This window comes from [Micrococcus luteus] ATCC 49442, from assembly GCF_010367585.1.
GTDB classification, from domain to species: Bacteria; Actinomycetota; Actinomycetes; order Actinomycetales; family Micrococcaceae; genus Arthrobacter; species Arthrobacter luteus_A.
In genome coordinates, this window is record NZ_JAAAXP010000001.1 from 2,381,925 (window position 1) to 2,403,797 (window position 21,873).

Annotated in this window: 10 protein-coding genes, 1 tRNA gene and 3 rRNA genes; 6 read left to right on the plus strand and 8 right to left on the minus strand. The window is 62.3% G+C overall.

Annotated features, from left to right (window positions below; all coding sequences use genetic code 11):
• Positions 1–215: 215 nt before the first annotated feature.
• Positions 216–292, minus strand: a tRNA-Thr gene (locus tag GUV69_RS10735).
• 159 nt (positions 293–451) lie between these two features.
• Positions 452–1,342: a DsbA family protein gene (locus tag GUV69_RS10740; protein WP_164202196.1), complete on the minus strand. Its 891-nt coding sequence runs from the start codon at positions 1,340–1,342 to the stop codon at positions 452–454.
• A gap of 178 nt (positions 1,343–1,520) precedes the next feature.
• Between GUV69_RS10740 and GUV69_RS10745 the strand changes: the two genes are divergently transcribed.
• The 4 genes from GUV69_RS10745 (at position 1,521) to GUV69_RS10760 (ending at position 6,718) form a co-directional block, all read left to right on the plus strand.
• Positions 1,521–3,023 carry an alpha,alpha-trehalose-phosphate synthase (UDP-forming) gene (locus GUV69_RS10745; protein ID WP_164202198.1) on the plus strand — a complete coding sequence of 501 codons (1,503 nt, stop codon included), beginning with the start codon at positions 1,521–1,523 and terminating at the stop codon, positions 3,021–3,023.
• Entirely contained in the window at positions 3,013–3,846 is an 834-nt protein-coding gene (gene otsB, locus GUV69_RS10750) for a trehalose-phosphatase (protein WP_164202200.1), read from the plus strand. Before GUV69_RS10745 ends, otsB begins: the two co-directional genes overlap by 11 nt.
• Before the next feature lie 228 nt (positions 3,847–4,074).
• Positions 4,075–5,157: an ABC transporter ATP-binding protein gene (locus tag GUV69_RS10755; RefSeq protein WP_164202202.1), complete on the plus strand. Its 1,083-nt coding sequence runs from the start codon at positions 4,075–4,077 to the stop codon at positions 5,155–5,157.
• A gap of 142 nt (positions 5,158–5,299) precedes the next feature.
• Entirely contained in the window at positions 5,300–6,718 is a 1,419-nt protein-coding gene (locus GUV69_RS10760) for a DUF4032 domain-containing protein (RefSeq protein ID WP_164202204.1), read from the plus strand.
• 125 nt (positions 6,719–6,843) lie between these two features.
• Here the strand turns inward: GUV69_RS10760 and GUV69_RS10765 are convergent, their stop codons facing one another.
• Positions 6,844–8,214 carry an FAD-binding oxidoreductase gene (locus tag GUV69_RS10765; RefSeq protein WP_164202206.1) on the minus strand — a complete coding sequence of 457 codons (1,371 nt, stop codon included), beginning with the start codon at positions 8,212–8,214 and terminating at the stop codon, positions 6,844–6,846.
• Between the two features lie 204 nt (positions 8,215–8,418).
• On the opposite strand from GUV69_RS10765, the gene GUV69_RS10770 reads away from it, so the two are divergent.
• Positions 8,419–10,149 carry a glycoside hydrolase family 13 protein gene (locus GUV69_RS10770; RefSeq protein WP_191080876.1) on the plus strand — a complete coding sequence of 577 codons (1,731 nt, stop codon included), beginning with the start codon at positions 8,419–8,421 and terminating at the stop codon, positions 10,147–10,149.
• Positions 10,149–11,210 carry a LacI family DNA-binding transcriptional regulator gene (locus GUV69_RS10775; RefSeq protein ID WP_164202210.1) on the plus strand — a complete coding sequence of 354 codons (1,062 nt, stop codon included), beginning with the start codon at positions 10,149–10,151 and terminating at the stop codon, positions 11,208–11,210. The genes GUV69_RS10770 and GUV69_RS10775 overlap by 1 nt, the downstream gene beginning before the upstream one ends.
• A 22-nt stretch (positions 11,211–11,232) precedes the next feature.
• Here GUV69_RS10775 and GUV69_RS10780 read toward each other — a convergent pair whose 3' ends face one another.
• The 5 genes from GUV69_RS10780 to GUV69_RS10800 all read right to left on the minus strand — a co-directional run bounded on the left by GUV69_RS10780 (position 11,233) and on the right by GUV69_RS10800 (position 21,872).
• The gene (locus tag GUV69_RS10780) at positions 11,233–11,736 is read right to left on the minus strand and encodes an SRPBCC domain-containing protein (RefSeq protein ID WP_164202212.1); all 504 of its coding nucleotides are present in this window, start codon (positions 11,734–11,736) and stop codon (positions 11,233–11,235) included.
• A 390-nt stretch (positions 11,737–12,126) separates the two neighbouring features.
• A 5S ribosomal RNA gene (gene rrf / locus GUV69_RS10785) occupies positions 12,127–12,243 on the minus strand.
• A 236-nt stretch (positions 12,244–12,479) separates the two neighbouring features.
• Positions 12,480–15,618, minus strand: a 23S ribosomal RNA gene (locus GUV69_RS10790).
• Positions 15,619–16,138: 520 nt separating this feature from the next.
• Positions 16,139–17,661, minus strand: a 16S ribosomal RNA gene (locus GUV69_RS10795).
• Together the 16S, 23S and 5S rRNA genes form the textbook arrangement of a ribosomal RNA operon.
• Positions 17,662–18,134: 473 nt before the next feature.
• On the minus strand, positions 18,135–21,872 hold the full coding sequence (locus tag GUV69_RS10800; RefSeq protein ID WP_164202214.1) for a 1,4-alpha-glucan branching enzyme: 3,738 nt from the start codon (positions 21,870–21,872) through the stop codon (positions 18,135–18,137).
• Between the last annotated feature and the right edge of the window lies 1 nt (position 21,873).

The following is a 21,873-nucleotide window of genomic DNA, read 5'->3' on the forward strand; positions in this document are numbered from 1 at the left end:
TGGTGCTCCTGAGGGCGGCCATAGCCAGCCAGGGTTCTCGCCGAAACTGCCACGGGCAGTGAAGTTGGGTGCCTTTACGGCGACAAGACCGATACCAGCGGCAAAGAGCCGCGCCCCGCAGTAAAAAGCAATCTAGGCCTGCCGCCGGAGCGTGTCAACGCTGACACAGAAAAACCCCTCCGTCCCGGACAAGATCGCCGGAATGAAGGGGTTCGTGGAGCCTCCTGTCAGATTCGAACTGACGACCCCCGCTTTACAAGAGCGGTGCTCTGGCCAACTGAGCTAAGGAGGCGCACCCTTACACAGGGTGTGCGCCTGAACGGCGCTAGATAAGGTTAGCCCAACTCCGCCGCTCGTAAAAACCCGGCACCGGAAAAGCTGAAAATGGCCCGGCCCCGGAGTACATCCGGGACCGGGCCATCGCTGCAAATTCAGCAGAGGCTGGAAGAGATTAGCCCTTGGCGGCGATTGCTGCCTGCAGGAACTCAGGGAACGGGGTCTGCGCGCTGGCACCCTTGCCCCACTGCTGGCCGTCAACGAACACGGTAGGCGTGCCGGTAACGCCGATAGCGGCGGCCTGCTTGGTAGTGAACTTCACGAACGGGCGGTACGTCTTGTCATCGATGCACGTGTCAATCGGCTTGGCTCCGATGTCCGTGGCCATCTTCTTCAAGTCGTTGTCGGAGATGCCGGCCCCGCCTTCGGCGGGCTGGTTGGCGAACAGCGAGTCAACAAATTCCGCGTACTTTTCCGGGGACTCGTTCACAACACAGGCGGCGGCGTTGGCTGCACGCGAGGAGTAGTTGGTCGAGGACCGGTTGTCCAGGAACCCGAGGGCCCGGTATTCAACGCTGATCTTGCCCTCGTTGCGCAAGCTGGTCAGCTGCTCGTTGTACTGTGCCTCGAAGTTCTTGCAGACGGGGCAGATGAAGTCGATGTACAGGACCACCTTGACGGGCTTGCCCGCTTCAGCCTCGGCGCCGGGGGCAACAACCTCCGCCGGGGCGGTTTCAGGCGGCTCTCCCACGGAAGCGGCATCAACGGTTGCCGGTTCGAGTTTGGCAACCTCGGTGTTGGCGAGCAGCGTGATACCGCCGTGGACGTTGCCGTTGGCAGGCGTCGGACCCTGATCGGCAACCGGCGCGTTGTTCCGCATGGTGGTGGTCACCACAAGGGCCACGATCGCAATGATGGCTACAACGGCGACAACAATGCCCCAGCCGATCAGCAGCTTGTTGCGCTTGTCCTTCTTCAGCTGGGCTTCGCGGATCAGGCGGGCCTTCTCGCGCGCCTCCGAGGTTCGCTCAGCCTTGGACTTACGTATTTCATTTGCGGGGCTCATGTGTTCCTAGGGTCGATCGACATAGGGGGACCACTCTGTGGCGACTTCCACCCATTTTAGGGTAGAAACCTGAGAGCTTGCTGTTTCAAGTATCCCGGCCGCAACACCGGACGAATGGCTCCTTGCATTCCATCCTATTAAGGTGGCTTAAAGGCACAAGCAACCCCAGGGGGCCGCAATGCAAACACCCGTCCAGGAAAAACCAACAGCCGTACCCGAAGGCCACCCGGCCCCGCACGGCCACAGGTCGCCTGCAAAGTATGACTTCATGGTGGTGTCCAACAGGCTGCCTGTTGACCGCTGCGCGCCAGGTGAGAGCGGGGACGACGGCTCCGGCTGGCGCCGCTCCCCCGGCGGGCTGGTGACTGCCCTCGCACCGATGATGACCAAGACCGACGGCGCCTGGGTAGGCTGGCACGGCGCCCCGGATGAAACGGTCAAGCCCTTCAGCCATGGCGGCATGGATCTTGTCCCGGTCCAGCTGAGCACCGACGACGTCGAGCTCTACTACGAGGGCTTCTCCAACGCCACTTTGTGGCCGCTCTACCACGACGTCATTGCCCCGCCCGAATTCCACCGGACCTGGTGGGACGCCTACCGCAAGGTCAATCAAAGGTTCGCCGACGCCGTCATACGCCACGCCGACCAGGGCGCCACGGTGTGGGTCCAGGACTACCAGTTGCAGCTGGTTCCGCGGCTCCTGCGGGAGGCCCGGCCGGACCTCAGGATCGGGTTCTTCAACCACATCCCGTTCCCCCCGCCGGAAATCTTTGCCCAGCTGCCGTGGCGGAAGGCCATCATCGACGGCCTGATGGGCGCTGACCTGGTGGGTTTCCAGCGTCCCAGCGATGCCGGCAACTTCATGCGCTCCGCCCGGCGGTTCCTCGGCGCTAGCGTCAAGCAGCAACAGGTGCACGTTAAGGGCCACGACGGCGAAATCACGCACATCGCCAGGGCCCAGGCCTTCCCCATCTCCATTGACGTGGCGCAAATCAGCGAACTGGCCCACAAGCCGGAAATCATCGAGCGTGCCCGCCAGATCCGCCAGGACCTCGGCAACCCCAAAACCATCCTGCTGGGCGTCGACCGGCTGGACTACACCAAGGGCATCCGCCACCGGCTCAAGGCCTTCGAGGAACTCCTGAACGAGGGAAAGCTCGCCGTCACGGACGCCACCCTCATCCAGGTGGCCAGCCCAAGCCGGGAACGCGTGGAGCAGTACCGGCTGCTGCGCGAGGAGATCGAGGGGACCGTCGGCCACATCAACGGCACGTATGACACCATCCAGAACACGGCCGTCCGCTACCTCCACCACAGCTATCCCGTGGAGGAAATGGTGGCGCTGTACCTGGCCGCGGACGTCATGCTGGTCACGGCACTGCGGGACGGCATGAACCTCGTGGCCAAGGAATACGTCACCGCCCGCAAGGACAACGACGGCGCCCTGGTGCTCAGCGAGTTCGCGGGCGCCGCGGACCAGCTGAAGCAGGCCCTGCTCATGAATCCGCACGATATTGACGGCCTTAAAGACACCATCATGCACGCCGTCAACATGTCCCCGAAGGACGCCGCCCGCCGGATGCGTGCCATGCGCAAGCAGATCCTGGAGCACGACGTCGATCACTGGTCCGCTGATTTCCTGGCGGCCCTGAACGAGAAGGTTGTCCGCGATGACTCCTGACGCCCGCAGCGCCAAAGGCCCGCTGACCCTTTCCCCGGAGCTCCGGGAGGCCATGCGCCGTATTGCCCAGACGGAACACCTGCTGGTGGCGCTCGACTTCGACGGCACCATCTCCCCGATTGTGGACCGTGCCGACGACGCCCGCCCCCTTCCGCGCTCAGCCGCCGCGTTCGCGGGGCTGGGAGCCCTTCCGCGGACGACGACGGCACTCCTCTCAGGCCGTGCGCTCGCCAGTCTTCGGGCTGTGGCGTCGCCGCCCGGGGACACGCTGCTGATCGGCAGCCACGGAGCCGAAGCCTGGCTGGGCCCCGGGTCGGCGGAGCTGACCCTGGATGAGGGCCAGCGCCTGCTGCTTGCCCAAGTGCGTGGAGTCCTGGAAGAGATCGTTGAGCGCGCACCGGGCACGCTCCTGGAGGACAAGCCCGCGGGAGTTGTCCTGCACACGCGCCTGGCGGAGGACGATGTGGCCGAGGACGCCGTCGCCGCAGCCCGTTCAGTGCTCCAGGACCGCAAAGGCGTTTTCCTGAAAGACGGCAAGCGGGTCCTCGAAACGTCTGTGGTCAACGCCTCCAAGGGCGAGGGGCTGACGTTCCTGCGCCAGATTACCGGGGCAACGGCTGTCCTTTTCGCCGGTGACGACGTCACGGACGAAGACGCCCTGGCGCGGCTGGAACCCGGCGATGTCGGCGTCAAAGTGGGTTTGGACTTCACCCGGGCGGAATTCCGTGTGGAGGCACCGGCCCACGTGGCCGAGCTGCTGGAGGCGCTGCTGCAGGAGCGCAGCCTAGTGGTGGCTGAGGAAGAGCCCGGCACCCCGCAGTGAGCCGACATGCCCAACCTCACATGTGACCTCCGTAACATTTGCAACAATAACCAACAGTTCTGACATACTCTTGTCTGTGATGTGGCGCACAGAACCGTGCGGCGTCACGCGATACTCCTCGGCCTCGGCCGGGGAGTTCACGGCTGCCAAGCCGTGGATAACTGAATTACATGAACCATTCACTACGGATCGTCCGGCACGTACCTGCCGGTGAAGGGATTGATAACTGTGGCTACAGTTACTTTTGATAACGCTACGCGTCTGTACCCGGGCACAGAGAAGCCCGCTGTTGACAAGCTCAACATTGAAATCGCCGATGGCGAGTTCCTGGTCCTCGTTGGACCCTCCGGTTGCGGTAAATCCACCTCCCTGCGCATGCTCGCAGGTCTTGAGGATGTCAACGCCGGCCGGATCCTGATTGGCGACCGCGATGTCACCGACGTTCCGCCGAAGGACCGCGACATCGCGATGGTTTTCCAGAACTACGCGCTCTACCCGCACATGACGGTTGCGGACAACATGGGCTTCGCGTTGAAGATCGCCGGCGTTTCCAAGGAAGAGCGCGCCGAGCGTGTCCGTGAGGCCGCCAAGCTTCTTGACCTCGAGCCGTACCTGGACCGCAAGCCGAAGGCACTCTCCGGCGGTCAGCGCCAGCGTGTGGCCATGGGCCGCGCCATCGTGCGTAACCCGCAGGTATTCCTCATGGACGAGCCCCTCTCCAACCTGGACGCCAAGCTCCGTGTCCAGACGCGTACGCAGATCGCGTCCCTGACCCGCCGCCTCGGCGTCACCACCGTTTACGTCACGCACGACCAGGTTGAGGCCATGACCATGGGTGACCGCGTTGCTGTCCTCAAGGACGGCCTGCTGATGCAGGTTGATACCCCGCGCAACCTCTACGACAAGCCCAAGAACGTCTTCGTTGCCGGCTTCATCGGCTCCCCCGCCATGAACCTGCTGGAGCTTCCCGTCGTCGACGGCGGCGTCCAGTTCGGCGGAACGGTTTACCCCGTGCCGCGCAACGTCCTCGAAGAAGCACACGGCAGCACCGTCACCCTGGGCAGCCGCCCCGAGGACCTCGAGACCGCACCGCAGGGTGAAGGCCTCAAGGTTGAAGTTGACGTTGTTGAAGAGCTCGGTGCCGATGCGTACGTCTACGGCCACACCACGCTGGACGGCAAGGACCACGACATCGTGGCACGCGTCGACGGCCGCCGCCCCCCGATGAAGGGCGAGTCCATCTACGTCCGTCCGCAGTCGGGCCACGTTCACCTGTTCGACACCAAGACCGGGCTGCGCCTCGGCGACTGACCACCCCGGCGCCCTGAGCACCCGGTGATCGAGGTTCTCGAGATCCACTGAACGACGGCGGCCCTCCCCCACAACGGGAGGGCCGCCGTCGTTCGTTTGCGCACTTTGCCCCTGGCCCCCAGAAGTACGGAAGAATTGACCCATGAGCGATGAATACAATGCCCAGTGGCACGACGAGCCAACGGACTACGCGCAGGTCGGCAAACTGCCCCGGTTCGAGGCCGCGAGCGCCAAGGACGACAAGAACATTGCCATCTCCAGTTCACTCAGCATCACTGCTGCCTCCGCGGATCCGGAACTCCTCGACCTGCCCTGGCATATCGCGTTGGAAGACTGGCCGGCGGAAAACCTGGCCGCGCTGCCCCGCGGCATCTCCCGGCACATCGTGCGTTTCGCACACCTGGGCGGCTCAGTCATCGCCATCAAGGAAACCTCTGAGCATGTAGCCCGGCACGAATATCACATGCTCCGCAAGCTGGCCCGCCTCGACGTGCCCTGCGTTGACCCGGTAGCGGTCATCACCGGACGCACCACGCTGGACGGACGTCCGCTGAACCCGGTGCTGGTAACGCGGCACCTGAAGTTTTCGATGCCCTACCGGGCCTTGTTCTCCCAGATGCTCCGCAAGGACACCCTGACCCGCCTGATCGATGCCCAGGCCCTGCTGATGGTCCGGCTCCACCTCATCGGCTTCTACTGGGGCGACGTTTCCCTGTCCAACACGCTGTTCCGCCGTGATGCCGGCGCGTTCGCTGCCTACCTGGTCGACGCCGAAACCGGGGAGCTGTACCCCGATCTTTCCACCGGCCAGCGCGAATACGACCTCGAGATCGCCCGGGTGAACATCGCCGGCGAGCTGATGGACCTCCTGGACGGCGGCCTGATCGAGGAAAAGGTGGACCCCGTGGCCACCAGCGAACTCATCATGGAAAGCTACCGCCGGCTCTGGGCGGAGCTGACGGAGAAGGAATCCTTCGAACTCGGCGAACGGTGGCGCGTGGCCGCCCGCATCCGGCGGCTCAACGAACTCGGGTTCGACGTCGAGGAATACGCCATTAAGACCACCCAGAACGGGTCCACTATCCAGCTCCAGCCCAAGGTGGTAGACGCGGGCCACCACATGCGCCGGCTGCTGCGTCTGACCGGGCTGGATGCCCAGGAAAACCAGGCACGGCGCCTGCTCAATGACATGGACACCTTCCGGGCGGACAACAACCCCGGCATGGACGAGGAATACAGCGCGCACCTGTGGGTGAGCCAGGTGTTCGAGCCGATTGTGCGCTCCATCCCCCGCGACCTGTCCCGCAAACTTGAGCCGGCCGAGGCAGTCCACGAGGTCCTGGAGCACCGCTGGTACATGTCCGAGGAACAGGCCCGCCACATCCCGCTCGCCGAGGCTGTGCAGTCCTACATCGATTCCGTCCTGCGCCACCGCCGGGACGAGGCCGCCATCATGCTCAACCCGGATACGGGAATGCTCAAGATTCTCGAAGCAGAGACTGAGGAGTCCCGTTACGGTGCGGACGAATCCATCGACGAGTACCCGGACGTCGACGACTAGGAGGGGTCCGGCGGGGGTGTCAGCACAGCTGTGTTAATATGCGCGCTGCCCAACTAGGTAGCAGCAGGTGTCGCTATGAGCGCTCATAACGACGCCTGCTGCTACTCAGTCGGGCCCGCCGGGCCTTAGATGGCCTTGCCAGGGTTCAGGATGCCTGCAGGGTCGAACAGCTCCTTGATCCTGCGCTGGATTTCCCGGACCGGCTCCGGCTGCTCCAGGCCGAGCCAGCGGAGCTTGTACTGCCCGACGCCGTGCTCCCCGGTGATGGTGCCGCCCATCTCCAGGGCGGCAGTGACGGAGGCGTCCAGGGCGAGGTTCAGGCGGTCCATGGCGTCTGCATCCACTGCGTCGCCCGCCCGGTCAATCCAGAACGTCGGGTGCAGGTTGCCGTCTCCGGCGTGCGCCACCACCTTCAGGTTCACGTGGTGTTGCGCCGCCAGGTCTTCGAGTACGGCGACGTAGTCCACCAGGCGCGAGCGCGGTACGGCGACGTCCTCCCCCACCCGGTACTGGTCATCCACCTCCACGCCCCGGCTGTTCCGGCGCAGCTCCACGAGCTGCTCGGCTTCCGCCGTTGATTCGGTGCTCACCGTTGCGCCGCAGGCTGCGAGGACGGACCGGACGACGGCGGCCTCCGCCGCAGCGCCGAACCCGTCGGTCTGGATCAGGAGCAGCGAACGGCCGCGCGAACTTAGGTCGGAGCCGTGGATTTCGTCCAGCTGGGCGAGCGTGCCGCCGTCGAGGAGTTCCATGATGGCCGGCTGCACACGCGCCCGGCCTACGGCCAGCACCCCGGCGGCGGCCTGCCTGAAGTCCGGGTAGAAGGCGGCAACAGTGTGTATGTCGCGGGGCAGGTATTTGAGCCGCACGGTCGCTCCCACCACGATCCCCAGCGTGCCCTCCGAGCCAACAAAGAGGCCCGTGAGATCGTAGCCTGCCACACCCTTGAAGGTCTGGTGTCCGGTGTGGATCAGGGAGCCATCGGCCAGCACCACGTCCAGCGCCAGCACCGAGTCCCTGGTGACGCCGTACTTGGCGCAGCGCAGTCCGCCGGCATTGGTGGCTACATTGCCGCCGATGGTCGACGTGCGGAAACTGGCGGGATCGGGCGCGTACATCAGCCCGTACTCCGCGGCGGCCTCATTGAGTGCCGCGTTCACCACCCCGGGTTCGACGACGGCGGTCTCGTCGTCGGGGTTCAGGTCAAGGATGCGGTTCATCCTTTCCAGCGACAGGACAACGCTGTTCCGGCTCGCGTGGGCGCCCCCGGAAACACCGGTCCCGGCCCCCCGGGCCACGACGGAAACTCCCTGGGCACTGCAGAGCCGGACCACCGCCTGGACGTCTGCCACAGAACGGGCGAAGACCACGGCTTCGGGCAACTGGAAGTCCAGGACAGGGGCCTGGTCCACGGCATACCTGGCCAGCGCTGTTTCGTCGGTGTTCACCTGCGGGGCACCGAGGGCCCCTACCAGCTCTTCAACCAAGCTGCCCACGCGGCCTCCATCCGTCGTCGTAAGTGTTGGTACCAGTTTAGGATGAACGATCGTTACGCTACTCGGCGGTAATATGTCGACCCCGCTGGCTGCAAGCGTTTCCACAGGTCAGGCGGGAAGTTCCTTCGTGATCGACGGGCACCCTTCAGTTTCGTTATGGAAGCGTTTTCATCTTTGACCGAACATGCGCCTAAGCTGTCTCCCATGTCTGTAGATACAGTGACTTACGCCACAGCACCGCTGACGGGTCCGTTGACTCTCATTCACGAGGCCGGCAATGCCCCCGGGTGGTGGCGATCGGCGGTGATCTATCAGGTATACCCACGGTCTTTCCGGGACCTCAACGGCGACGGCATCGGAGACCTGGCCGGCATCACGGCTGAGCTGCCTCAGCTGGCCGAGCTGGAGGTGGATGCCGTCTGGCTGTCCCCTTTCTACAAGTCACCGCAACGCGACGCCGGCTACGACGTCAGCGACTACTGCGACGTTGACCCCATCTTTGGCACGCTGATGGATTTCGACATCATGATGGCCGAGGCCAACCGTTTGGGCCTGCGGGTGATCGTGGATCTCGTTCCGAACCACTGCTCCGACCAGCATGTGGCGTTCCAGGCCGCCGTCGCCGCTCCGCCCGGGAGCCCGGAACGTGACATGTTCATCTTCCGGGACGGCACCGGGCACGACGGCAACGAACCACCCAACAACTGGCAGTCCCACTTCGGCGGGCCGGCATGGAACCGGATCACCGGGCCGGACGGTCAACCGGAGCAGTGGTACCTGCACCTGTTCGATTCGTCCCAGCCCGATTTCAACTGGGACAACCCCGCCGTCCACGCGGAGTTTGAGCGCGTGCTCCGGTTCTGGCTGGACCGCGGCGTCTCCGGTTTCCGTGTGGACGTTGCCCACGCCCTGGTGAAAGCCCCGGGGCTGCCTGGCTGGAACGGCCGGGCCGACGGCGGAAGCTCGGACGGATACCCCGGCCACGAGGCACCGATGTTCGGCCAGCCCGCCCTGCACGACATCTTCCGTTCCTGGCGGGCAATCCTGGACGGGTACGGGCCGGACCGCATCCTCTGCGCGGAGGCCAACGTTGACCCGCTCCCCCGCCTCGCGGACTGGGTCCGGTCCGATGAGATGCACCAGGCCTTCAATTTCCCGTACCTCCATGCCGGGCTGGATGTCTACCGGCTGCGGAACGTCATTACGGACTCCCTGAATGTCCTGGATGCCGTGGGCGCTCCCAGCACGTGGGTCCTGTCCAACCACGATGTGGTCCGCCATGCCAGCCGGTTCGGCTACAACGGCTTCGGTCCCCGCGACGGCGACGGAATCGGCCCGGCCGATCCCCAGCCGGACACGGCCCTCGGCCGCCGGCGTGCAGCGGCCGCCACGATGTTTATGCTTGGACTTCCGGGCGCGGCCTACCTCTACCAGGGCGAGGAGCTCGGCCTGCCCGACGGCATCGACATTCCGGAACACCAGCGGCAGGACCCCACGTTCGCACGGACGGGCGGCGCGCGGTTGGGCCGTGACGGCTGCCGCGTCCCCTTGCCGTGGCGGGCCGCTGAACGGCACCTCGGCTTCGGCGCCGGGGAGGATCCCTGGCTCCCCCTCCCGGCGAGCTTCACGGAACTGGCGCGGGACGCCCAGGCCGCATCGCCGTCGTCGCACCTTAACCTTTACAAAGGCATGCTGGCGTTGCGCCGCGGGCTGGACCTCGGCGCCGGCTCACTCGCCTGGGCCGAAGACTGGTGCAGCGGTTCCTCCTTGGCCTACGTCAACGGCACTACGCTGGTCATCATGAACCTCAACCACGAGCCCCTGGAACTGCCCGCCGGCCGCGTCCTCCTCCGGAGCGCAGAACCGGTGGCAGGCCATCTCCTCGGCTCAGGCGAAACCGCGTGGCTTCGCATTGACGGAGGCGGCACAGAGTAGTGGGACCCGCAGGCATCAAGGACGTTGCCGACCGCGCCGGGCTGTCCATCGCCACGGTGTCCCGGGCGCTCAGCGGCAAGGCGAATGTGTCGGCCAGAAGCCGGCAGCTTGCCAAAGCCGCCGCCGATGAGCTCGGCTTCGTTCCGTCCTACCATGCCTCCAGCCTCGCCTCGGGCCGCAATCACAATGTGGGGCTGGTGGTGCCCTCCGTCCACCGCTGGTACTTCTCGTCGGTGGTGGAGGGCGTCTCCGGCGCACTCCTCGACGCCGGCTACGACCTTACGCTGTACAACGTGGGCGACCAGCCGGACCGCCGCCAGAGCGTCCTGAATGATTTCCTGCTGCGAAAGCGGCTGGACGCCGTTATTGCCGTGGCACTGGTCCTCAGTGAGGCCGAGATCAAACAGCTGCTGGCCATCCACCGCCCCATCGTGGGTATCGGCGGCGCGCTGGCCGGTGCCTCCACCATCAGGATCGACGACGCACGCCTGGCACGGGGGGCCACTGAGCACCTCATCGGGCTGGGCCATTCGCGCATCGCGCACCTCACAGGGGATGGGGAGCTGAACCGGGACTTCAAGCTCCCGGGGATCCGCCGCGCCGGCTTTGAATCTGCCATGGCCGCCGCGGGACACACTGTGCGGCCGGAATGGACCGTCTCGGCCGACTTCACCATCCAGGGCGCCTACGCGAGTGCCCGCAAGCTCCTCGCCACGGCGGCCGAGCGGCCCACCGCCGTTTTCGCTGCCTCCGACGAAATGGCCATCGGCACTATCCTCGCTGCGCGCGACTTCGGGCTTCGCGTTCCGCAGGATCTCTCTGTCATCGGCATGGACGGCCACGAACTCGGCGAGGTGGTCGGCCTGACCACCATCAGTCAGGATCCCCGCGGGCAGGGCGCCCTCGCAGCCCGCCTCGTGCTGGAAACGCTCGACGCCGGCGCGGAACCGCGCGCCAACGGAACGGAAACGCGCGCCAACGGAGCTACTTCGGGGCCTACTGACCGGGAGTACCCAACGGAGTTTATCGTCAGGTCCAGCACGGCGGTCCCGCCGGGCTGAGTCCGCGCTGCTGCCGGGGTGTTTAGCCCTGCGCGCCTGAGTCGCCGCCCATGAACCTCACGAACCGGTCCAGCACCGCCGGCCAGCTCTGGGCCGAGGCCGCCCTGGCTGCCGAGGGGTCCTCGGCGCCTTCCCAGCCGTCATGGACAAGCCGGACCTCAGTACCCTCCGGTACAGCCCTGAACGCCACCCGCAGCTCGGTGGACCACAGGGCGGTTGTTCCCGGGTGCCAGGAAGCGTGGAAGGACAGCGGCGGCTGCCAGTCATCGATGCTTCCCCAGACGGCAGTCCTGCCATCATCAGCGGTCTCCAGAATGAGGATGTCCTCGAACTCGACATACGAGCCCGCCCCAAACACGCTGTCTGATTCCATCGGCCACCACAAATGGGTGTGATCCGTGAACCCGGCGAAGGCCTGCGCCACCGGTCCGGGCACGATCACTGTGTGAATGACCGGGTCCAGGCTCTCCGCCGGCTCAGCTTGGCCAGACAGGGCATCTTCCGCGTGACTGAAAAGGTTCTCCATGGACGTCAACTCTACGCGGCCCCTCCCGTGGGACGCTCTCTCACTTAATGCGGGTTTTCGGGGAAGGCTCTCTCACTTGATGTGGGGTTTCGGGGAACGCTCTCGCACCTGCCGGCGGGTTCGGGGCAGCCCTGCTGCCTGGGTGTTCGACGGCGGCCGGGGGCGGGGTGCAGGGGGTTTGGTGTTTTCCCGCGTTAAGGGAGAGAGGGTTCCGGGTTTTACCGCGTTAAGTGAGAGAGGGTTTCGGGATTTCCCGCGTTAAGTGAGAGAGCGTTCAGGGTTTTACCGCGTTAAGTGATAGAGCGTTGGTTCGGTGTGGGTTTTGGTGTGGTGGTTAAATGTGGGAGACCCCCCGACACGTGTGTGTTGGGGGGTCTCGACCTAATGGTGTTCCGGCGGTGACCTACTCTCCCACACCCTCCCGGGTGCAGTACCATCGGCGCTGTGGGTCTTAGCTTCCGGGTTCGGAATGGGACCGGGCGTTTCCCCCACGCTATGACCGCCGTAACCCTTGCTCCGCACCCTGTTCTGGCTGTGCCGGGCGGGGTGGGAAATCTGTGGTTACAACATGCTTCCTGCCGGTGAGGGCAGGTGTGGTGTTGATTATTGTGTTGTGTTTTTTGTTCCCTGCAACAAATTGGTTTGTTGTTTGGGAACCACATAGTGGACGCAAGCAGTCTTGTTATCTTTGTACTCTCCCCATGGGTGTGAACGTCTTTTGAATCCGTTCACGAGGAGAGTGTGTGGTGTAAGTTATCGGCCTATTAGTACCGGTCAGCTTCACGAGTCGTTAGTCCTCGCTTCCACATCCGGCCTATCAACCCAGTGGTCTGGCTGGGGGCCTCTCACACACAAGGTGTATGGAAATCTCATCTCGAAGCGAGCTTCCCGCTTAGATGCTTTCAGCGGTTATCCCATCCGAACGTAGCTAATCAGCGGTGCACTTGGCAGTACAACTGACACACCAGAGGTTCGTCCGTCCCGGTCCTCTCGTACTAAGGACAGCCCTTCTCAAATTTCCTGCGCGCGCAGCGGATAGGGACCGAACTGTCTCACGACGTTCTAAACCCAGCTCGCGTACCGCTTTAATGGGCGAACAGCCCAACCCTTGGGACCTACTCCAGCCCCAGGATGCGACGAGCCGACATCGAGGTGCCAAACCATGCCGTCGATATGGACTCTTGGGCAAGATCAGCCTGTTATCCCCGAGGTACCTTTTATCCGTTGAGCGACGGCCATTCCACAATGTACCGCCGGATCACTAGTCCCGACTTTCGTCCCTGCTCGAGATGTCTCTCTCACAGTCAAGCTCCCTTGTGCACTTACACTCGACACCTGATTGCCAACCAGGCTGAGGGAACCTTTGGGCGCCTCCGTTACTTTTTAGGAGGCAACCGCCCCAGTTAAACTACCCATCAGGCACTGTCCCTGACCCGGATTACGGGCCGAAGTTAGATGTCCAAAGTGACCAGAGTGGTATTTCAACGATGACTCCACCCGAACTGGCGTCCGGGCTTCAACGTCTCCCACCTATCCTACACAAGCCACTCCGAACACCAATACCAAACTATAGTAAAGGTCTCGGGGTCTTTCCGTCCTGCTGCGCGTAACGAGCATCTTTACTCGTACTGCAATTTCGCCGAGTTTATGGTTGAGACAGCGGGGAAGTCGTTACTCCATTCGTGCAGGTCGGAACTTACCCGACAAGGAATTTCGCTACCTTAGGATGGTTATAGTTACCACCGCCGTTTACTGGGGCTTAAATTCTCAGCTTCGCCCGTAAGGGCTAACCGGTCCTCTTAACCTTCCAGCACCGGGCAGGAGTCAGTCCGTATACATCGTCTTGCGACTTCGCACGGACCTGTGTTTTTAGTAAACAGTCGCTTCCCCCTGGTCTCTGCGGCCCCGATCCCCTCCCACCAGCGTGTGGTGTTCAAGGTTGGGGCCCCCCTTCTCCCGAAGTTACGGGGGCATTTTGCCGAGTTCCTTAACCATAATTCTCTCGATCGCCTTAGTATTCTCTACCTGATCACCTGTGTCGGTTTGGGGTACGGGCGGCTAAAACCTCGCGTCGATGCTTTTCTCGGCAGCATAGGATCACCAAATCCCCCCTCACGGGGGTCCCATCAGATCTCAGGCATCATGAACAGCGGATTTGCCTACCGTTCGCCCTACATCCTTAGACCGGGACAACCATCGCCCGGCTTGGCTACCTTCCTGCGTCACACCTGTTAATACGCTTGCCTCCCAGGATCAGGTCCCGCGCTCCACCAAAACCCTTCCACCACAAGGGCGGTCAGGCAGGCTTCGGGCGGTTAGTATCCCCTGTTCAACATGGACGGTTTTTCGCCGGTACGGGAATATCAACCCGTTGTCCATCGACTACGCCTGTCGGCCTCGCCTTAGGTCCCGACTTACCCAGGGCAGATTAGCTTGACCCTGGAACCCTTGATCATTCGGCGGACGGGTTTCTCACCCGTCTTTCGCTACTCATGCCTGCATTCTCACTCGTGTAGGCTCCACCGCTGGTTTACACCGCGACTTCACTGCCCACACGACGCTCCCCTACCACTCCAAACGCCTGAACCAACCCCACAAGGGAGCGGCTTGGCTAATATTTGAAATCCACAACTTCGGCGGTGTACTTGAGCCCCGCTACATTGTCGGCGCGGAATCACTTGACCAGTGAGCTATTACGCACTCTTTTAAGGATGGCTGCTTCTAAGCCAACCTCCTGGTTGTCTTCGCAACTCCACATCCTTTCCCACTTAGCACACGCTTAGGGGCCTTAGTTGGTGGTCTGGGCTGTTTCCCTCTCGACTATGAAGCTTATCCCCCACAGTCTCACTGCTGCGCTCTCACTTACCGGCATTCGGAGTTTGGCTGACGTCAGTAACCTTGTAGGGCCCATTAGCCATCCAGTAGCTCTACCTCCAGCAAGAAACACGCAACGCTGCACCTAAATGCATTTCGGGGAGAACCAGCTATCACGAAGTTTGATTGGCCTTTCACCCCTACCCACAGCTCATCCCCTCCATTTTCAACTGAAGTGGGTTCGGTCCTCCACGACGTCTTACCGTCGCTTCAACCTGGCCATGGGTAGATCACTTCGCTTCGGGTCTAGATCACGCCACTGCAACGCCCTATTCAGACTCGCTTTCGCTACGGCTTCCCCACACGGGTTAACCTCGCGACGTAACACTAACTCGCAGGCTCATTCTTCAAAAGGCACGCCGTCACCAGAATCAGACTGGCTCCGACGGATTGTAAGCACACGGTTTCAGGTACTGTTTCACTCCCCTCCCGGGGTACTTTTCACCTTTCCCTCACGGTACTGGTCCGCTATCGGTCATTAGGGAGTATTTAGGCTTATCAGGTGGTCCTGACAGATTCGCACGGGATTTCTCGGGCCCCGTGCTACTTGGGATACTCTCCAGGCGGCACAAAACATTTCGGTTACGGGGCTCACACCCTCTCTGGCCGGCCTTTCAAGACCGTTCACCTATGCCTGCACATCACACCCCACTGTCCCGGCAGAGACAGTATGGAAAGTCCCACAACCCCGACCATGCAACGCCCGCCGGCTATCACACATGGAACGGTTTAGCCTGATCCGCGTTCGCTCGCCACTACTAACGGAATCACTATTGTTTTCTCTTCCTGCGGGTACTGAGATGTTTCACTTCCCCGCGTTCCCTCCACGCACCCTATGTGTTCAGATGCGGGTCACCAGGCAGATCGCTCCCCTGGCGGGGTTTCCCCATTCGGACACCCTGGGATCACAGTCCGGTTATCGACTCCCCCAGGCTTATCGCAGATTCCTACGTCCTTCTTCGGCTCCTAATGCCAAGGCATCCACCGTGTGCTCTTAAAAACTTGACCACAAAAGATCAAAAAAACTACTTCACGAGAGAACCATGAAAACCATCACTCCATCCCGAAAGACAGAACAACAGATCCAGGTTCATATTCTTGGAAATTGCTTCTTATAAAAGATGCTCGCGTCCACTATGTAGTTCTCAAACAACAACCCCAAACCACACACCCCACACACACAACATGCGCGATCGGTGCAGCCAGGAAACCAGAAACAAACAAGTACCAGGAACACAACACATCACAACCCGTAAGCCACGACGCATCCCTCCCCGGCCCTGTTGCCTCAGGACCCAACAGTGTGCCAAACACTAAACCACCCGCCCCCACTCCCGCACCGTTCCAGGACAGGAATCCGAAGACACCATCCGTACTAGGCAAGAAGAAGAAACACGCGGCCGCTATTTGTTGATATTCCACCCGTGAGCACCCGCCGCAGAACTTACGTCTGCGCAACGGGCATATACTCCTGACAACCCCGCCACACTCACATACGTGAGGCACGGTGACTGTAGGTGCTCCTTAGAAAGGAGGTGATCCAGCCGCACCTTCCGGTACGGCTACCTTGTTACGACTTAGTCCCAATCGCCAGTCCCACCTTCGACAGCTCCCTCCCCGTAAGGGGTTAGGCCACCGGCTTCGGGTGTTACCAACTTTCGTGACTTGACGGGCGGTGTGTACAAGGCCCGGGAACGTATTCACCGCAGCGTTGCTGATCTGCGATTACTAGCGACTCCGACTTCATGGGGTCGAGTTGCAGACCCCAATCCGAACTGAGACCGGCTTTTTGGGATTAGCTCCACCTCACAGTATCGCAACCCTTTGTACCGGCCATTGTAGCATGCGTGAAGCCCAAGACATAAGGGGCATGATGATTTGACGTCGTCCCCACCTTCCTCCGAGTTGACCCCGGCAGTCTCCTATGAGTCCCCGCCATAACGCGCTGGCAACATAGAACGAGGGTTGCGCTCGTTGCGGGACTTAACCCAACATCTCACGACACGAGCTGACGACAACCATGCACCACCTGTGAACCGACCGCAAGCGGGGCACCTGTTTCCAGGTATTTCCAGTCCATGTCAAGCCTTGGTAAGGTTCTTCGCGTTGCATCGAATTAATCCGCATGCTCCGCCGCTTGTGCGGGCCCCCGTCAATTCCTTTGAGTTTTAGCCTTGCGGCCGTACTCCCCAGGCGGGGCACTTAATGCGTTAGCTACGGCGCGGAAAACGTGGAATGTCCCCCACACCTAGTGCCCAACGTTTACGGCATGGACTACCAGGGTATCTAATCCTGTTCGCTCCCCATGCTTTCGCTCCTCAGCGTCAGTTAATGCCCAGAGACCTGCCTTCGCCATCGGTGTTCCTCCTGATATCTGCGCATTTCACCGCTACACCAGGAATTCCAGTCTCCCCTACATCACTCTAGTCTGCCCGTACCCACCGCAGATCCGGAGTTGAGCCCCGGACTTTCACGGCAGACGCGACAAACCGCCTACGAGCTCTTTACGCCCAATAATTCCGGATAACGCTTGCGCCCTACGTATTACCGCGGCTGCTGGCACGTAGTTAGCCGGCGCTTCTTCTGCAGGTACCGTCACTTTCGCTTCTTCCCTACTGAAAGAGGTTTACAACCCGAAGGCCGTCATCCCTCACGCGGCGTCGCTGCATCAGGCTTTCGCCCATTGTGCAATATTCCCCACTGCTGCCTCCCGTAGGAGTCTGGGCCGTGTCTCAGTCCCAGTGTGGCCGGTCACCCTCTCAGGCCGGCTACCCGTCGTCGCCTTGGTGAGCCATTACCTCACCAACAAGCTGATAGGCCGCGAGTCCATCCAAAACCACAAAAGCTTTCCACCCCCCACCATGCGATGAGGAGTCATATCCGGTATTAGACCCAGTTTCCCAGGCTTATCCCAGAGTCAAGGGCAGGTTACTCACGTGTTACTCACCCGTTCGCCACTAATCCCCCCACAAGTGAGGTTCATCGTTCGACTTGCATGTGTTAAGCACGCCGCCAGCGTTCATCCTGAGCCAGGATCAAACTCTCCGTTGAAGTAAAACAAAAACGAACACAACCAACACCCCCGGAAATAACGGAAGACGAAGGCTGCAAAATTTGAAACCAGCTGTAAAAACCAGACCACACCACAGGGGCGGCATGACCCGGCAAATTCAACCAATTCAATACAATAAATTGGTATCAACAAACTTGGCACACTATTGAGTTCTCAAACAACAGACACACCCGGCACCACCACCAGCACTAAACAGCCGTGGATCGCTCCGGAGCAACTTTTCAAACTTACCGGCTGGTCCAGCTCTTGTCAAACCGGCGTCCGCGACTCGCTTCAGCCTAGGGCTTTCGTGTCGGTTTTTCCGTCTGACTCCGTGGAGCAGCGCGGGAATAAACTCTACCACCACTTTTTGGGGTTGACCACCCGCCCCCCGGACGGCATCCCGCTACCCCTCCATCATCCAACGAAAAAGCCCGGAATCTCAAGGGATTCCGGGCTTTTTCTTGCGGTCTTAAGAGACCGGCTTCACACTTTCCTGTCCAGCGGACGGCCGCTTAACCGCCGTCCGTGCACCGGGCTTGAAGTACGCCGCACCCAGCGGCGGAAGCGTGACGCTGAGAGTCGCCGGCTGGCCGTCGAGCCCTTCGTCAGTGGCAGTCAGCGATCCGGCGTTCAGGACTCCCGATCCGCCATAGGTCTCCGCATCGGTATTGAGCACCTCAACCCAGTCGCCGGCGGCCGGAACACCCAGGGTGTAACCCACATGAGGTCCGCCGGAGAAGTTGATGGCGCAGACCAGCGGATTGCCGTCCTTGTCCCAGCGGATGAAGGTCAGGACGTTGCGGTCAGCGTCTCCACCATTGATCCATTGGAAACCGCCCGGTTCGTTGTCCCGCGTGTACAGCGCCGGCGTCGAGCTGTAGAGCTCGTTGAGGTCCTTGGTCAGGAGCTGTATTCCGTTGTGCGCCGGAATGTCGGCCAAGTACCAGTCCAGGCCGTGCTGTTCGGACCATTCGGCCTCCTGCCCGAACTCGGTACCCATAAAAATGAGCTGCTTACCGGGGTGGGCCCACTGGTACGCCAGGAACGCGCGGAGGTTGGCCAGCTGCTGCCAGCGGTCACCGGGCATCTTCCGGAGCATGGACCCTTTGCCGTGCACTACTTCGTCATGGCTGATCGGGAGCAGGAAGTTCTCCGTGAACGCGTAGACCATCGAGAACGTCACCGTCCCGTGGTGCCACTTTCGGTTTACCGGGTCTTCGGAGACGTACTTGAGGGAGTCGTGCATCCAGCCCATGTTCCACTTCAGGCCGAAGCCGAGGCCTCCGTGACTCGTCGGTGCTGTCACGCCCGGGAACGCCGTGGATTCTTCCGCAATCATCACGGCGCCAGGGTGTGTCTTGTAGACAGTGGCGTTGACTTCCTGCAGGAAGGACATGGCTTCGAGGTTTTCCCGGCCGCCGAAACGGTTGGGTGACCACTGCCCGTCCTCACGCGAGTAGTCCAGGTACAGCATCGAGGCCACGGCATCCACCCTGAGCCCGTCGATGTGGAACTCGTCGAGCCAGTACAGTGCGTTGGCCACGAGGAAGTTCCGCACTTCGGTCCGGCCGAAGTCGAAAATCAGCGTTCCCCAGTCGGGGTGCTCCCCCAGGTTCGGATCGGCGTGCTCATACAGCGCCTCGCCGTCAAACTGGGCCAATGCCCAGGAATCCTTGGGGAAGTGCGCCGGGACCCAGTCCAGGAGCACACCGATGCCGGCCTGGTGAAGGGAGTCCACCAGGAACCGGAACTCGTCCGGGTGGCCGAACCGCGAGGTCGGCGCGAAGTAGGACGTGACCTGGTAGCCCCAGGAGCCGCCGAAGGGGTGTTCGGCAACGGGCATGAACTCCACGTGCGTAAAGCCGAGCCACTTGACGTAGTCCACCAGTTCCTTGGCCAGTTCGCGGTAGCCCAGGCCCAGGCGCCACGAGCCGAGGTGGACTTCGTAGACGCTCATGGGGGAATTGTGCGGGTCACGCTGGGCGCGTGCCTCCATCCATTCGGCGTCCTTGAACGCATAGGACGGCTCAACCACCCTGGAGGCCGTCAGCGGCGGGACCTCGGTGCCGAAGGCGAGTGGGTCTGCTTTTTCGACCCAGTTGCCGTACTTGGTCTTGATTTCAAATTTGTAGCACGCCCCTGCTAAAACGCCGGGGACGAAGACTTCCCAGACACCGGAGGAGCCCAGTGAGCGGAGCGAATTTTCGCGGCCGTCCCATGCGTTGAAGTCGCCCTTGACCCGGACCGCCTGCGCGTTGGGGGCCCAGACTGCGAAGGACACGCCGTCGACGTCGCCCAGGGAGGACTTGTAATGCTGGACGTGGGCGCCCAGCACTTCCCAGAGCTTCTCGTGCCGGCCTTCACCAATCAGGTGCAGGTCCACTTCACCCACCGTGGGCAGGTAGCGGTAGGGCTCGTCCACAGTTACCGGTTCTGCCCCGGCGTACGTAACTTCCAGCCGGTAATCAGGCACGTGGCCGGCCTGAAGCGGTTCCATGACCGCCACCCATACGCCGTGCTCCTCGTGCTGCATAGGGATGGACCCGGCAGCAGTCACCACGGTCACGGCTTCCGCAAGGTGCTTTACCGTCCTGACCGTGACGTGGCCATGGTTGTCCAGATGGGCACCGAGTACCGAGTGCGGCGCGTGGTGTTCGCCGTTTGCCACCTGGCCCAAAGTGTCCGGGTCCACGTGAAGCGGCACACTCGGCCTGTCTGTTGGTGCTGAACCGGTCATGTTGATACCTTCCGATGCTGCGCCGGCCTGTTCGCCGGAGCCTTTAACGCTGAGGAGCCGCCTGGACGCATTCGCAGGAATGGCCAGCCAGTCGGGTCTGTTCCGCAATTCATAAACAACTTCGTAAAGTGCCTTGTCCAGCCACAATGCCACAAACAGCGGCGAACGGCGGTCGATGGTGCCGGGAGTGACCTCGGCATAACCGGCGAGGAAGGCGTCTGCACAATCATCCACCCACGATGCCGGAACGCGCGCGCCCTGGTACTCCCGTTCTGCCGCACCGGCCGCGTAGTCGAAGGAGCGAAGCATCCCCACCACGTCCCGGAGCGGAACGTCGGGGAAATTGCGCTCGGCGATGGGCCGGAGGGGCTCACCCTCAAAGTCCAGGATGGCCCATCGGCCAGGATCGCCGTCGTGGCCGGGGACCTGCAAAATCTGCCCGAGGTGAAGATCGCCGTGGATCCGCTGCAGCGGTCCTGCAGCCACGCCGTCGAGCTCGCCAAGCAGCGCCTCCAGCGCCTCGTCATAGGGCCCGACGGCGGCAGCGGCTTCTGCCCATGCCTGGCGGACACGCTGGGCTACTCCGGGCGCAATGACCTGGCCGGGGACCGGCTCCACGGACGTGCCGAGGGCGGCGGCAAGCCGGCGGTGGACAGTGGCCGTAGCTGCGCCGAGGGCATGTGCCTCGGCAGTGAAGTCCTCGCCCGTCCGGGCGGCATCCACGGCGAGTCGCCACGCATCACGGCCACCGGCAAGAAATTCGTGGGCTACCGCAAGCTCGCCCTGGGCCTGGCGGGAAAAACCCGAGGGAAGGTCGCCGGGCCGGTCCTGATCAGGTACCCGCCATTCCCCGCGCACCCAGCCGAGCGTGGCGGGCACCTCGGATGTGCCTTCGGCGGTCAGCGCCGCACCCACCTCGACCTCCGGGTTGACGCCCTCTGAAAGGACTCGGAAGAACTTCACAATGGCCGCCGACTCGCCGTCGTCGACAATGACGGAACTGTTGGACTGCTCCCCGGACAGCACTTTGACCATGCCGTGCGCGGTGGGCAGGCGGTGATCCGATCCTGTGCGGTGTCCGGTCGCCGCACCCAAGAGCGGGTGCGATTCGGACCGGATCAGTTCCAGCCAGGCAGACACAAAGGAAGGATCGTGCACGGCGTCGTAGATCCAGTCGATCCCGGCGTCGGGTGCCCGGCCCACCAGCGCACCTTCAGCGCCGGAGAGGGGGACATCGCGATAACTCAACGGAACCTGGACCACGTCGGTCCGCTGCCCGCCGTCGGCCGTCCGGTAGGAGACGGCCAGCAGGAAGACCTGCAGCTGCGCCTGCCCGGCAGGATCCTCGAGGCTCAGGCTGCCAGCCAGTTCCAGCGAAAAATCGGCAGACTTCACCGGGAACCAGCGCTGGAGCGGAAGCCATTCCCGCAGGGCTGCACTGAGCGTAGGTATAAGCGTGGGTTCGTTCATG